Source organism: Anatilimnocola floriformis, assembly GCF_024256385.1.
Taxonomy (GTDB): Bacteria; Planctomycetota; Planctomycetia; order Pirellulales; family Pirellulaceae; genus Anatilimnocola; species Anatilimnocola floriformis.
Map to the genome: position 1 here is coordinate 1,950,813 of NZ_JAMLFW010000001.1, position 15,556 is coordinate 1,966,368.

General features: G+C 56.3%; 7 protein-coding genes. 4 read left to right on the plus strand and 3 right to left on the minus strand.

What is annotated here, in order from left to right; all coding sequences use genetic code 11:
• Window positions 1–555: 555 nt before the first annotated feature.
• From M9Q49_RS07835 to M9Q49_RS07850, 4 genes are all read left to right on the plus strand, one after another.
• Entirely contained in the window at window positions 556–2,049 is a 1,494-nt protein-coding gene (locus tag M9Q49_RS07835) for a hypothetical protein (RefSeq protein ID WP_254508161.1), read from the plus strand.
• The gene (locus M9Q49_RS07840) at window positions 2,039–2,812 is read left to right on the plus strand and encodes a hypothetical protein (protein ID WP_254508162.1); all 774 of its coding nucleotides are present in this window, start codon (window positions 2,039–2,041) and stop codon (window positions 2,810–2,812) included. The genes M9Q49_RS07835 and M9Q49_RS07840 overlap by 11 nt, the downstream gene beginning before the upstream one ends.
• Entirely contained in the window at window positions 2,800–7,218 is a 4,419-nt protein-coding gene (locus M9Q49_RS07845) for a hypothetical protein (RefSeq protein WP_254508163.1), read from the plus strand. The genes M9Q49_RS07840 and M9Q49_RS07845 overlap by 13 nt, the downstream gene beginning before the upstream one ends.
• 340 nt (window positions 7,219–7,558) lie before the next feature.
• Window positions 7,559–8,272: a Wadjet anti-phage system protein JetD domain-containing protein gene (locus tag M9Q49_RS07850; protein ID WP_254508164.1), complete on the plus strand. Its 714-nt coding sequence runs from the start codon at window positions 7,559–7,561 to the stop codon at window positions 8,270–8,272.
• An 83-nt stretch (window positions 8,273–8,355) separates the two neighbouring features.
• On the opposite strand, the gene M9Q49_RS07855 is transcribed toward M9Q49_RS07850, so the two are convergent.
• The 3 genes from M9Q49_RS07855 to M9Q49_RS07865 are packed head-to-tail and all read right to left on the minus strand — an operon-like array spanning window position 8,356 to window position 15,451.
• Window positions 8,356–11,487, minus strand: a complete 3,132-nt coding sequence (locus M9Q49_RS07855) for a DEAD/DEAH box helicase (RefSeq protein ID WP_254508165.1) — start codon at window positions 11,485–11,487, stop codon at window positions 8,356–8,358.
• Window positions 11,487–12,800, minus strand: coding sequence for an ATP-binding protein (locus M9Q49_RS07860; protein WP_254508166.1), 1,314 nt, complete (start codon window positions 12,798–12,800; stop codon window positions 11,487–11,489). Before M9Q49_RS07860 ends, M9Q49_RS07855 begins: the two co-directional genes overlap by 1 nt.
• 5 nt (window positions 12,801–12,805) lie before the next feature.
• Window positions 12,806–15,451, minus strand: coding sequence for a tellurite resistance TerB family protein (locus M9Q49_RS07865; protein WP_254508167.1), 2,646 nt, complete (start codon window positions 15,449–15,451; stop codon window positions 12,806–12,808).
• Between the last annotated feature and the right edge of the window lie 105 nt (window positions 15,452–15,556).

The window sequence follows — 15,556 nt, forward strand, 5'->3', positions numbered from 1 at the left end:
GAAAATGCCCTGTTTTATCCGGTGCGTGAACGCACCAGATGAACCGGAATCGTATCACGCAGCGATCCTCTGATCGTGACGCAAGCTCCTCGTTCATTTCGTCATTGAATGGCGGTAACTGAAAGTAACACCTACGCTTTGGCAATGTCGCTTTCAAAGCAGCCGGTGAGCTACTGGCGGTCGCGGGGGATAATTAGTTGGCGCAGGAAGCTCGGGATTTGGTGGCGCTTTGCGGAACTAGTTCTGTTTTGCCCTGTGTCTTTCACTTTCGCTGCGTGGGAGGAACGCTTGCTCCCGAAAGTGCTACCGCGCACGCCTTAGGTGCTTCAACCCTAGACGAAGCGACTTGCCACCTGCTGGTGCGCTGGGGATTCATTGCCGTAGCCTCGTGTCGCCAGTCAACATCATCAGTTGCCCAATCGCCAAACTCGCACTGGGCTAGGCTCCAACTTACGGATACCACTAATTTAGTGCTGCAACAAACCTCCAAATTGTAATTGGCTCTTGTTAAGATTGGCTTTCTGGACCAATCCCTTTTGGCGATGAAGGTGGCGGATGAATGATCGGCACAACTCTCCTCCTCCTGAATCATTTCCATTCGCGGATTCGATTGACCTTTATACATGGCGTTCGGAGTTGACGGATCGGCTGCGCGTTCTATTGCATACCAAGCCGCTACTCGACTTAAAGCGCAGCGACAATCTGCGCTCCGTCGAACTCAGACATTACGATTCGCTGGCGTTGGCGATCAAGATCTGGGATCTGATAGTCGAAAACGTCGGACTCGACTCGGAATTGGACCGCCGGCGCGTGCGCGAGTCGTTGACCCCCTTGTTGGTAGCCATGGATCGCGCAGCGGCGATCGAGCCCGACGCGCAGCGTCATCAAGCGATTGTGGGAGCGATTTTGTCCGCCCTCACCAATGACGACGACGGCTGCCGGCCCTTTACCACTGCTTATCAGGACTTGGAGAACGGACAAGCGGTTGTGCGGCAACTGGAATTCCGCTTGCTCTGGGACTATCACCACCCTGCTGGTGGGACTGTCCTGCGACTTTCGAATGAAGCGATTAACTTGTACCTCCGTGCTTGGGACCTGGACATCGAAGATGCCCAGGCGGCAGCTGAGGCAGTGGTATTTTCGCAGCTTCAACGCGGAAAGTTTGAGGAAGCCGCTCAGTCCGCTAGGAATGCTCGGCTGCAATCGCTGCGCTACTGGGACAAGATCATGCGGATCCTCCGCGATACACGGCGCGACGTGCGCCGGGTCGACTGGCAATTATATGTACCGCAATTGCTAGGCGAGGCGCTGCTTCATATTAAGACGCGGACCGATATGGAGGCGAGCATCCTGGACACGGCCCGCGAACGACTCGATGTGCTCGAAGTTGACAGCAACGCGAGACCTGTCGCGGAGGTCTGCCGAATCGTCGAGGAATGCCGGCAGCGACACTTCGCGCTACATGGCCAGTTGATGGGTGCTAGGAACACGTTTTTGGACGAGCAGGAGCGACAAGTGTTTCGCCTGAGCACCGCCATCGACTTGCCGGCGCTTGCCGCAAATGTATTGGAACCATTGTTGGCCATGCATCGGCCCGCAGCGCTGAAAGTTCTGGACGATGCCGCCGCTCCGTTGCTGGGGGCCATTGCTCCGCAAATTGTGTCGCTCGCCGATTTGGTGACTTGGATGTTGCAGCCTAAGCGTGGTGCGCCAGCGGACGAGTGTCCGCTGGAAGAAGCTGACTTGGTTCACTACGCCAGCGAACTGCTGAGATTCCCCGAAGAGATCCGCCGTCGCGGTGACTCGCTCTTACAAGACATCGAACACCCGACACGACTGACTGACCTCCTAGCGGCTGTCAGCGAATGGAATGGTCCCCACGAACTTCAGGAATACCTGGTCGTGGCAACGCTTCATCGTTTTGCCCCCGAGCTAGGTGAGATCTCCGAGTTGTCTGTTCACCGCGATCCGAGTGGCACATTGCAGACCGAGCACTTCTTCGGTGATGAACTTATCCTTGCTCCAGGAAACACCTTTTATGCCCAATGAGCCTGCCGACGCCTATTTGGCCGGGCGTCTAATTCAGTGGGGACTGCGCGTTAAGGAACGGCCAGCCCTACAGTCAGAGTACAAAGAACTGATTGACCGATTACAAGATCGATCGGAATTTCGCACGATCGTGAATCAGGTCGCGCAGGGGTTAGGACTGCGCATTTTGGACTGGGGAGAGCATGGGTTGGCACTTGCGCCAGAGGGCGATTCGCCATTTGCCCTCAAAGGCGCTAGTTTCCGCTCCAACCGGGCGGACGCCGACGAGCGCCTGCTCGATGGCTTGGTCCAGGTAGCAATTGCTGCAACTCTCTTTCCGACGCCGCAGGAACTGGAAGAGGATGCCGTGGTTGCCAGGCCGCCGGTTGTTGTCGATGAAATTGACGAAACCTTGCGCCGCATCTGCGAGAGCCTGGCCGAACATGCCAAGGGCAATGCTGATCCGAGCGCGGCCGACGTCAGCGCGGGAGTCTACGAGGCTTGGCGCGTCTATCAAAGTCGACTTTCGATGCAAGAAACTCGCGATGAGCGAGCGGCACCTCGCTCGACCCATCGCATCATCGAGCGGAATCTTGTCCGACTCACGGAACTCGGGTGTTTCGTGCAGCAGCGTAACGAAGTTCCGACCTTCCAGGCCACTTGGCGGTATCACGTCCTGGTCAAAGAACTGGCTGCAACGACGTTATACGCGCGTATTCAAATACTCCTCGACCAGCCTGCCACTTCGAGCGCTACCGCGGGACCACGTGTATGCCCAAAATAACTCGTCTGCGTTTCGCCTCCGTGGGCCATCCTAATGCGCGCTTCGGTGATCTGCTGCTCGACTTTCGGGACGCCGAGGGCCGCCCCGTTGATTCCACGCTCTGGCTGCGCAATGGCGGCGGTAAGTCGTCGATTTTGAACCTCTTCTTCGCCGGCGTCCGGCCTAATCGCCGCGAGTTCCTCGGTACTTCGGCGGAGACTAAGCGCGAACTCCGCGAGTATGTCCAAGCTTCGGATCACTCGGTCATCGCTTACGAATGGGAACTAGATGGTCCTCGCGGCCAACTAGCATTCGAGGACTATGGCGAGCGATTTATCACCGGCACCTTCTACGACTGGAAGGGTACCGACCTCAAACGCTGGTACTTTGCCTGCCGGGTGACACCTGAGGAGCCGCGTTTGACGATCGAGGGGCTTCCCCTTTATCGTGAGGAGAATGGGAAGCGGGCTGCTCGTCTCACGTCCACCAGCTTTCGACAAGAATGGCATGCGCTCCAAAAGCAGCATCCCAGCCGTCACGTACTGATTACGGAACATCAAGGCGAGTGGCGCGATGTGCTGGAGCGAGCTGGCATCGACCCAGAGTTGTTTCGTTACCAAGTGATCATGAATCACCGCGAAGGAGGCGCGGATGAGTTGTTCCGCTTCGATACCCATGAGGATTTCGTAGATTTCCTCTTGGAACTGGTGCTCGATCCGGCTCTTGCTGATACCGTGCGCGACAACCTGGAAAAGCATCGGGACGATCTCCGGCGGTGCAACCACCGCCTCCGACCGGAACGCGATCTACTCCAAGGATTACTCGGTCACCTAAGCCCGATGACGGCGATTGCCGCCTCACGAAAATACTTGCAGGGGGTGGCCGGAAACTGCCAGAGCTGGCTGCTATTCCTCTCGGCGCACATCCGGGATCGGTTGTCGGAATGGGATCAGGCCGCAACGCACTTTGCAGAGGACTCTCAGCGTGAACGTCAGCAGGCCGAGGAACACGGGGTAGCCGCTAAGGCTTTACGCATGCGCGCGGCCGCCCTGACGCTATTTGCGGCCAATGAGCGCTTGCGTCTCGCCGCTAAAGAACATGAGGCGAGTCAGGCTCGCCATGAACAGGCGAGCCGTCAAGCAAAAATCTGGCAGGCGGCGATCCCGCTCAAGAACGCCCTGCGCTTTGAGCGCAATGCCGCCGAATATCGTGCTGCACTGCAGCGCCTTCAAACCGAGCACCAGCCACTCATGGACTTGTTGACCGCTGCCGCCGACCGCTATGCACACGCCCTCCAGGCAAGTCTCGATGCGCTGCGCAGGCAGGAGTCCGGTGCTGCCGAGCGAATCAAGGAAATGCAACGGGAAGCTCGCGAGCTTCGTCATTCTGCCGGCCTTTGCAATGCAAATATCGCCCGGCACGACGCGAACATCGCGCACATCGAGACACTGCTCAACGAAGGTTCGCAGCGCCTCCAATCGCTCACTGCCGCCAGTGTGCTCTTGCCGAACGAAACGGGAATTGACGGAAAGGCGAGGCTTAGCAATTTCCTGTCGCGGCAGCAACATGCGGAAGCTGCGCTCGAAGCCGCGCTCAAGGAGCACCGTCGTCAAAAAGACGTTCTCTCCAGCCAGAAGCAAGAGGTGGCGCTCGACCACGCGGCCGCCGTCGCAGAGGAGCAAACGGCCCAGGCAAAGCTTGATGCGGCGACCGCTCAACGCCGCGAACTGGAAACAGAGCCCCTCCTCTGCCACATATTGGAAGTTGAGTGCGCCGACTTGGAGCAAACAAACGACACGACACTCAGTCTCGTACGTCACCGTGCGGGATCGGTCATGCAACAACTCGTCGCTTTGCGTGTCTCGATGCAGGAGGACCAACGCGCGGTGCATTATCTGAGCGACGGCGGGCTACTTCCCCCCACACGCGATGTCGAGCGGCTGTTGGCAATTTTTTATGGGCGGGTTCGGGCGTGGTCCGGTTGGCTCTATCTCGCGGAAAACGTCACCGCCCCCCGTCCAGCGGTCCAGGCTGCGCCTCAGACCGCGCTTGGAATCGTAGTTGCCGATGAGGACTTTACCACCGCGTGTGCACTGGCGGCAGAATCCGGAATCGAGTTCGAAATGCCGCTGGTGCTGGCGCCGGAGCGTTCGGTACAGACGAATCAACTGGCGGATTGTCTGGTGCTTGGCCCGCACAGCGACGCTTGGTTTGACCGATCCGCCGGACAGCAGGAACTGCTGCGTCGGGAGACGCAGTTGGAAAAGACCGGCAGCCAGATTAGCGATGCGGAAAGTGACCACAAACAGGTTGTCGACCTCGATGTGCGCCTGCGCGCCTTCCAGCAGGCCTACCCACGGGGTTGGTTTCCACAACAAGTGTTGGAACTCGACAATTTGCGTTCCCGAGTTGAGGCTGAGAAGGAGCGACAATCAGGCATTCAAACGCAGATCAGTGACACCGAGCGTGCCATTACTCAGAAAGAGGGTGAACTGACAGATCTCCGGCGGTCGTTGCGTGAGTTGGAACGCCATCTCCAAATGGTCCAACAGTATATCGACCAGTTCGAAGAAAAGTCGTTGCAGCGTCGTCTGGAACTGGAGGCTGCCAAACTTGCCATCAGAGCGAAGCGGAGCGAACAAAAGCGTTGCCTGGAGGATGCAGAGGCCGTCGAGCAGAAAGAAGGGTTGGAACAAAGTGGACTGGCGGCCGTTCGTCATGACTTATCCCAATCGGAATTGCTGCTATCCCAAATCGCCTACCGCTCGGCCGCACCGCGGACTCACGAGCCTGGGCCGATCCAGCAGCTACGAGACGAATACATCCGACACAAGGCGCAGTACGAGGAAAACGTCGGGGAAGAAGGATTGCTGCAACTGGCCCGCGAGAACGAAGAAAACGCGCTTCCGTTGCGCCGAAAGTACTCCGAGCACTTAGGTAACCTTCGCGAGGAAGAAGTATTCGCCGCACTCCAGACGCTGGCTGATCCAGACCATGCCGACCTGGCTTACGAAAACGCCTACCAAGCGACCTTCGTCGTGCTGAATGCCGTCAAGACCAGCAAAAATGCGTGGGAGCAAGCCGGTGAGAAACAGCGCACCGCATTCCAAGTTTGTCGTGATATGGGCGCGAGCGAAATCCTGGAGGAAGGCGATCGTCCCGCGAGCCTGGAGATTGCAGATCAGACCATCGCCTCCACCGAAGCATCCGCTCAGCAGCAAATGGAACTTCAGCAACGGAGTCTCAGCTTGGCCGCGGCAGCTAGTCAGTCACAAAGTGATGCGGAGCACTCGGCTGAGGTCATGCGATCCTTGAGGGATCAAATGAGAACGATCGAACGCAGCCAAGGCGACGTATTGGCACGGCTAGTGGCCGCGGGGGCAGTGCTCCCGACGATCAATGCACTAGCACTAGCCGACCTTGAAATACGACCGGAACTGCAGAGGCTTGACACCACGCTTGCCAAACTCAAGGAAGACGACGCGGAGATCACGGCACGGCGTCAGCGAATTGTCAAAGACGTCCGCCAGTGGGTCAGCGATCAACGGTTCGACCAGCTGCAGAGCCAGGTCATTCGCCAGTTCCGCAGTTGCGACGAGAGCCAACTAGAAGAGCATGTTCAGCATTTTTTAGAACAACTTGCACTGCGTTTGAAAACGATTGATGAGAAGCTCGACGAAGTTAGCCAGAATCGCAATCAACTGGTCAGTGAACTGCAGGCCATCGCCGGCGATGGTTACAGCGTGCTGCGCTCGGCCGCTAATCTGAGTCGACTGCCTGACAGTGTTCCCGAGTTGGCAGGATCTCAATTCCTCACGATCAGTCTCAATTGGCCGGAAGATCCGGCGGAACAGCGAGGACGGTTGGCCGAACTCATCGACGAGTTGGTTGACGAGAAGCAAATGCCCACTGGCCTCAAGTTAATTCAGAGTGCTGTGCGCCGACTAGCGCGGCCGGTGCGGGTGCGAGTGCTTAATCCCGATCCGAATCACAAGGGTCAGCGGCTGGAGATTCCCGAATTCGCCAAGTTCAGCGGAGGTGAACGCCTCACCTGTGCTGTCTTGCTGTATTGCACATTGGCGCAGCTGCGTGCCAAGCGTCGGGGCCTGCACCATAAGCCCTCTGGCGTGTTGCTTCTTGATAACCCTATCGGCAGCGCGTCGCGAGTGACCTTTATCAATCTCCAACTCGATGTGGCGCGCGCGATGGGAATCCAATTGATCTACACTACAGGCGTGAACGATTATGAAGCGCTCCGACCGCTTCCCAATCTGATTCGGCTCAGAAACGATCGGGTGAACCGCAACAACGGCCAGCATATCGTCGAGCTAGATTCGGATACCCCGGTGATTCAAGCGGCGAGAGTCGCGCGACGGGATAGCTCGGACGACTCTTCCGCCGCGCCGGAGGAGTTGCATGCTCAATGAACTAGATGTGGCTAGGCTCCACACATTTGCTAGTGAACTTCGCCGATCGGAACGGCGTTGGGTTGATGCGCCAACTCTCTGGTTGGCCTTCTCCACAGCGTTTCCGACGCTCGCTCAGGCTGCTGATAGAAGGCAATGGCTGGTAGCGGCGCTTGAAGAGTTAGCGGGGCAACAGATCATCCAACTCCCGCGTCCCAAAGGTAGTCGCTGGGACCGGACGCTGCGTCCCGCGACGCCCACCGCAGTTTACTTGCTGCGCACATCCGAACCGCCGCAAGACACGAATTGGAAGACCTATCCTTGGCATGCTCGGCTCCGCTGGGTCGCCGAGCTTACCCGTATGACCTCAGAAATTGAAGAGTTTTTCCTCCGCGTCCACCAAGGTCTCGTGCGCGGCGACTTTCAAAGCCGGGCGCCGCTGAAGTATCGCTCGCTTCAATTGACTGGCCGCGAGAAGCGACTCGGAGAGCTGGCGCAAACCACGCTATTCGCCAAGGGCCGCTTGGACCTGGAAATGCTCGGCTGCTTTTCCGAAACGCCGCCGCTGGCCTACGAACGCATTTCAGATGTGTCGTCCATCATCATTTTTGAGAACGCCGATGCCTTTTCGCTTGCCCGCACCTCGCTGCGATCACTTGCATCGCCCCCTTATGGTATGGTCGGGTTCGGCGGCGGCAATGCGATTTCGCAATCGCTTCCCTCGTTATTAATGTTGAGTCGACCCGTACAGCGAATCTACTATGTCGGCGACCTCGACGCACATGGCCTGCGAATCGCCTCCAGAGCCTCGCGCGCCGCCGTACGAGTCGGATTGCCACAGGTCGAACCCGCCGCCGAGTTGCATCAGGCGATGCTGGAATCCGCTAATCGCTTTGGTCAGCCAGAGGGCTGGAAGGACAAAGCCAGGCAGCGTCCGAGTGAAGACAAACTTCGTTCGCTGCTTGCCTTCTTAGGTCCGTCCGTTCGAGAAATCGTCGACAAGATTCTGACGGCAGGTCAACGAGTTCCCGAGGAAGTCCTCGGCCCGCAGGAACTCCAAGCTGCCTGGAGTTGACCGCCAATCGGAGTCAAAGTTTCGTGATCGATCCCGAATAATTGCCGTGGCCGACCCAACGGCAAAGTGAGAAGTAGCGTCGACTAAGTAATGCGTAACGTCTTGATTCGATCAAGCCGATAGGTCCTCACTTGCTGAGCCGTGTGAGAAAACGCCCGAAGGTATTGGCGCTTGTGATATTGGACTAATGCGAGCGGCGTGACAGTTAGAACTGATTGGGACCGAACTTTTCCAGCGTAGACCATGATCACTGGGTGCTTGTCTTCGATAGCCGAAGTTAAGGCTTGGAATCCTTCGGGCAAACTTGCAACACGGTAATCGACATCGGAAAAATGCCGCGGAACTACGAATTCCAGCAAATCTCCGACAACCCGAAGTTTGCCGAGCAACCCAAGGATCACGCCTTTCAAGACCTCAGCATCGGCCATTGCGCGGTGTCGGTCGCAAACAAGAACTCCCAGTTCTCTCGCCACTGATTCAAGGCGACCGTTTGCAATGCCGGGCAACATTCCTCGCGCCAATTGTAACGAGTCAAATATTGGCGGGGTGGGCTTTTCTACGCAGTGGGTATCCATTGCCAACGCAAGAAAACCAAGGTCGAAGGGTGCGTTGTGGGCGAAGAGAAATGCGGAAGGGCACGAAAGGAACTGAGCAAGCTGGGGCAATACGCTTTCCAGAACCGGTGCGTCTCCAACGTGCTCTGATGTTATGCCATGAACCGCGGTTGCTTGCTCGGGAATGTCGCACTCTGGATTGACAAGACAGTGAAATCGCGCGGATTCAGTTCCATCGATCCTAAACCGAATTGCGGCGATCTCCAGCACTTTGCTCACAGCAGGGTGCAGTCCAGTCGTTTCTAGATCGAACACGATAAAGTCAAAAGTCGACAGAGGAGTTTCTGCGGGAAATGGCAGCTGGACCGGTTCGGTGACGAATTCAGCTTCTTCATCGCTATCGTCTTGAATTGCCGCGAGTTGTCCTGGAGCCAGATCGAGGTGACTCGAACTCTGGAATCCCAGCGATTCGAGTTCGCTGACGGCTGCAAGGACTTGACTCGTTGCCTCGTCAATATCGATATGGTCAGCGGCGAGCGCCTTAACCAGCAGAGATTCGTCCAAGAACCGATCAAATTTTCGTAGCTCGCGAATCTTCGAGGATTTCGCGATATCAAGCGACGAGAGGGTGGCACACTTCAGTTGCGTCAGAACTTTCAGGAATGTTTGCTGCGAAAGCGGAATTTCGAGCGCGACGTCATGGTCGATTACTTTGAGGTTGAGGCCTTCGAGAATCCACCGCAAGGTATTTTGTGTTGTAGAACCGACCCAAGTGAACCAAAGCAACGAGTTGTCAGCAGTTTCAATAAAACACTTTGTACCAATCCGTGCCTCGCTCGCAGTGATCCGGGCCTCTTCGAGCAATTGCGCAGATGTTTGGTCCACATAGTTATACTGCGAAGACCCAAACAAGATTTCCCGCATCTTTTCCCGAACCCGCTGATGTACTTGGCCTCCGCCTCCCAAAAACCGAGGCGGTTTTCTGCCATGCGCCGGGCGCACCAGAATTTCGACACGCTTGGTGTCGATCGCATCGACTTGCCACCGTCTTCCACCCAGAAGCAAGTGATCGCCCTCCGTCGGAAGCAACATCGCCGGCAGCGTTCCGATCAGGCGGTCATCATGGCGCACTGAGAACTCGAGGCCGGTTTCAAAGGCACTGTAGAAGTCGAAGTCATGAACGACCCGCTCGCCATCCGGGGCCAGGATCAACGTCTTGTCGGGAGTCTGTTCGATAAGCTGAGATCTGCCGAGCGCGCGAAGTACTTGGGCAAATAACTTGGCGTCTAGTTTTCGGAAGGCACCCTCGCTTACCAGCCGCTGAAACAACTCTTCGGCGCGGGACCCACCAGTTTCAGTCAAACAGCTCAATATCTGTTGCGTCAGCGTGCTAAGATCCATTGAAGCGATTGTCGGCGGCTCAACCCAGCGTTCGCGCATGAGCTCGGCAGTTGCGATCGCCTGCAGCAGCGAAGCGTGCAATCGGTCCACCAAGTGTGCTTTTGCACTGGCCCGCCGTTCTGTCAACATGACTCGCATGCAATGGGGCTCGTCGTCCCGACGTCCGCTCCTTCCGAGTCTCTGCACTAGCGAGTTCACTGACCAAGTCGGTCCGATCTGGCCGACAGTCGTGACGTTGCCAATATCAATACCAAGTTCCAACGTAGATGAGCAAAGCGTTGTAGCGGGAAGACTACCCCTCATTGCCAGTTCGGTGTCCTCACGAATCTCACGGCTCACGGAACCGTGATGCACCCAGTACTCTTGAATGCGGCCCGATCGCTGGCAGATGGAGTTGAGTTCATCTGCGAACTGTTCAACTTGTTCCCGCCGATTACAGAAAATCAGGTTCTTTCGCCCCGCGAAGTGCTGATCAATGTTCGCCAGCAATGACGCCGGGATCTGGGCGAATCCTTGATCGTCGCCAGGCGCATCGAGCGTCTTTTCAGCTCGGTCTTCATCGTTCAAAAACGTCTGGATGCCAAACAGGACCCGCTTTTTCTCATTTGAGTCGACTATTTGTGCGACCGACGATGGCTTGTCGGGAGCAATCCACTGCTTGTAGGTTTCAATCGCGTCGCCAACTGTCGCTGACAAACCGACAATTCGGAAACTCGTATGGGTGTAGCGCCGCAATCGGCACAGCAGACTTCTGAGCTGCAAACCGCGCTCGCGGCCGATCAACGCGTGGATTTCATCAATAACGACGTATCGCAGTCCCTGAAACATGGAACTTAGAAACTGTGAGCGATTCACAAAGAGCGACTCAATCGATTCCGGCGTGATGAGAAGCACACCACGCGGATCTGCAGTTAATTTGGCCTTCTTTCCTGCGCCGACATCTCCGTGCCAACGATGAACCGGAATCTCCGCCCGCTCACAGAGCGCATCGAGCCGCCGAAATTGATCGTTGATAAGCGCCTTGAGCGGCCCAACATAGACCGCGCCGATTGAACTCGGCTGGTTTAGGACGAGGTCCGAAAGAATGGGCAGAAATGCTGCTTCCGTTTTACCGGACGCGGTACGAGCGGAAATCAAGAGGTGCTGATCGGTCTGCAGAATCTGCTGAATGGATTCAACTTGAATCGGCCGCAGGCTTTGCCAACCCAGGTCCCAAAGGGAATTCTGGATCGGTCGCGCCAAGAGTTCGAACGCGCTCATCAGAGACTGAACTCGCTGAGATCGGTTTCCGACGTTTCAGATTTGCCCTGTATGCTATGGGGATCTGTAGGTGAGACGAACTCCTTGGATCGAAGCAATTCTTGCCACTTTGTCGAAGTGTTCTGCTCGAGAATCCCCAAAAGGTTTACAAAGTCTCGCACAGTCTGGCGTGGCGTCTGAAAGTACGCGGCGCCCATCCGCTGCTGACAGTCCTGGAGGTAGCTGATGATTCCCTCGTCAGAAATCAAGTGCTTGGTCGGATCACCCCCAGCAAAAACACTTCGAACATTGCTCAACAACACGAAGCAGTCTTCGGGACTCAGATTCTGCAGTTTGATGATTGGGGTGGAGAAATCCCTGCGATCCTCCGATGCGAAGCGATTTGGTGCAAGCCGAGTTTGCAGTGCCTCGTAACTGTAGAGCCCGCGACGTTTGTCTTCGACACACTCGTCCGTTCCCGCCAGCAAAAAGCAAAGTCCTTCGGCGCGCCCTTGGAGGCAATCGTTGATGATCCGCAAAATCGCCTCGAGATTCTTGTTGCGCGCGATCGTATTTGTGAGCCGATGTGTCAGCACCACAAGTTCATCGATGTTGACCAGCAGTCCCTTGTAGCCGGCGAGCCGCGCGAAGGCGGCCCACAGCTTCAAGTAGTCGTAGCCGTTGCTGTCGTCGATAATCGTGCGTACGCCAAGGGCTTCGCGGGCTTCTGTCTTCGTGGCATACTCGCCCCGAAACCAGCGAAGCGCTTTGTCCTGCAGGTCTTCGTTGTGGCTTTGATACGCGTCGTAGTACTTTGTCATTACGGTAGCAAAGTCAAATCCAGCGACTAGGTCTTGCAGGCCACGCAGTTGCTTTGTGATTTGAAGGCGAGTGTCCTCCGCGTCACCGCCGCCAGTTTTCACTTCGTGGTCGATTTCGCCGATCCATCGCTCCACACAGCTGTGAAGTGCTCCGCCCTCGGGCTTCGCGCGGGTAGCAAGGTTGCGCATCAATTCAGCATAGAGCGCCCGACCCTCGCCTCCGGTGCCATACAGTCGTCGGTCGGTAGTAATGTCTGCCTGCAAAACGATAAATTTGCGCTGCAGTGCTACATTACGAATGAGGTTCAGAAAGAATGTCTTGCCACTCCCAAAACGCCCAACGATGAATCGTACGGTCGAGCTGCCTTCCTCCACGATTTGCAGATCCTTAACCAGCGCCTCAACTTCCTCCTTTCTGCCAACTTGGATGTGGGGGAGGCCGATTGCCGGCACAACGCCGGCTTTCAGCGACTGAAGGATGGCAGTGCGTTCCCGAACCGGAATCTTCGACATTGGGTTCACTTGCGCAGGATGTGGGAATGAATGACGAGCTGATCTCCTTCTTCAATCAACCAGTCGCCAAATTGCTCTTGAGACCATTCATTGATTGACTCGATCGCCCCGTTCAGCATTACATGGTGCGACTTGGCAAGTTCGCGAGCCTCTGTGATTGTCCATGCTGGCTTCGTGAGGAGGGCGCGGAAGAACGGCTGATAGCGAATGTCCAGGCTTGCGTCAGCCGAGTGCTCCGCATTTAGAATCGCAGCCCGATCAATGACTGCGGTCGATTCGCTAGCAGGCCTCAGTGTAGCGGTCGATAGCGTCAATGTCGAAGCGAGCGGCGCCGACGAGATTTCTGGTTCGTCTTCGACATCCATCGCATCCTGCAAGATTCGGGCAACTTCCTTTGTCTCATCCATAATTCTAGACACAGCACGCAGATCGAGGCGAAATTCCTCGGGTTTGGCAACTACGGTTTGCTTCGGAGCTTCGATCGGCTTTGCTGTTGCGAGGGGAGCAAGCAACTTGTCCAGGTCAGCTGCGTCAAGTTCCAGCTGCGAATAAAGTCGCCTCAGTGACGCCATTTCCCCAGAGGTGATCACCTGATCGGCAGCCGCAATGCCAACCAAGAATTCACCAATTAGTCTGCGCTGCTGCTTCCCTAGCTTTTTGCGGATCGCAGCGGAGACTCGAGCCTCCTTGGGCGGATTTAGGCAAAGCAACTGTCGTCGGCATTGAAAACGTTTCACCTCATCCGCGGTCAAAGTGAACTGGTCTTCAAGTTGCTTGGCGATAATCGCCAACTCTTCCTCATCCACTTTGTCGTCTGCGGCCGCGATATGCACGCCTAGTTCGAGCAATAGGGCCGCCGCCTGATAGGTTGCGGCATTTGATCGCTCGACTGACTCCCGCTCGAAAAGTACAACATTGTCGTCCCAGCGATAGTTTTTTCCCGTCAACCGCGCGTCGGGTTCAACCCCAATCGCGAGGCAGTCCGCGGTCGACAGCAATCTGTCGCACTGCGATTTGAGCAATGTTGTGCGTTGCTCGAATCCTTTCAAGGCGGCCAGTGCTGCAACTGGAACAACGGGCAGACCGTTCGAGCTGGATCGATCGGCCCAGAGCTGAATCCACTGATCCGTTTCGGGATGCTCCCCGATGCGAAGTTCGCTTGGCAGCGCCTCAAAGGCATCGGCGCTGAGAGGTCCCTTCCCGGTGCGGCTAACTTTGTCGAAAGCGCGCAATTCTTCGATGCATTGTTCCCAAATCTCCAAAAGGGGTTTGAACTGTGACGAGATTCCCAGCACGTCAGGGAGTTCTAGTAAGGAGCGGGAGAATTGACCTGCCAATTGCGATTGATTCAGCGTCGCACTGGCCGCGTGGTAGTGCACGGGGCGGCTGCGCTTCGCCGATTTGAGCAACACTCCATTTCCAAATCGATCGTAATATCGCTTCGCAAATAACTCCTTGAAGCGAGTTTCTTGACGCCGGACGACAACGCTAGACGGAGTTCGAGGATCAAGCTGCGCCGCGAGGAAGGCGACATCCACCGGCAATGGCAAAGACCTCTCCTGAAAATAGGCCAGGCATTGCGCGAGCAGCTGTTCGTCCCACTTCGAAGTCGACGAGATTGCTGAACGGAATAGCTGATCGGTGAGCCCGCCAAGCCGGCCTGCCAACGCAACAGTGATCCACAAAAGTGACGCAGAATATCGATCGAACGAGCGAGAGTCGCGATAAATCGTTCGCAGTCGCAGAACTTCTTCGATGATTGGCAGATGATCCGCCCCATCAATCAGTACGCGTCGCTCCAGCCCGTAGAAGTAAATGAAAACGTAGCCGAGTTCAATCGCTGGATCGCGTCGTCCTCCCGCAAGCCAGTCCAGGTATTTTGCGCGTTGCTGGGATGTGGCTTCTGCATAACTGGGCCAGTAAGGAAGGCGGTCCTTGGGATTTGCGCCGGGTGGAGCGATCGGCAGTGAACCGTCGATTAGTGAAGCGTCGGGGGCCTTGAATGAAGGCAGGCCTGCTGTGACGTAAACCAACGGCTCGCTAAGCGCGAACCGACCCAAATTGAGGGTTGTGCCTCGGCCGAAAAAGTCACCGGCGCCTGGTCGGAGGTTGGCGCCTTGCTCATTGAGAGTATGTCCGCCCCGGCGCGATACTGGAGAAATGAAAAAGTTGGATAGGGAAAATCCTGGTTTCTGCGGAATCGACTGGACAGTCGTACTCTCTCGTGACTTCAGCGGGACCACAACGGCTTCGCTTGCAACTGCGCCATGCGGAGGTGGGGTTGCTGCTTTCGTTGACTCCACCGTTTGCAACTTCGGAGCAGAATTAGTTTCTTTAGACTGAATCGGAGCTGAAGACGACACGGGGCTCGTCGCAGAATCAGAGTCCGCAATTTTTGGCGAATCGTTTCCCAGGAATTCTTGGAACCGGGCAAGGTTAAGGCTACGCTCACTGTGATACTTAACCGCCTCACCGATTTGCGGTCCTAATTTGCGCCATTGCCAAACGCCGAGTTCGATTAAAACTGCCGCAGCAACCAAAAACATACTGAGGCAAGCGCCGAAAGCAATCGTGAGAATGATTGCCGCCGTTATGTGCCCAGCAACCAATAGTGCAAAGAGCAAACCAGGGTGGATATCTTCTTGTCCCAACCCGTCGTCGTCGCTTGGTCCGGGAGTTGGAGATGATGAGACCGAAAACGTTCCATGGCAATTCGGGCACTGCAGCGATGTGCCAATGTGCTCGGTTCGCAAACT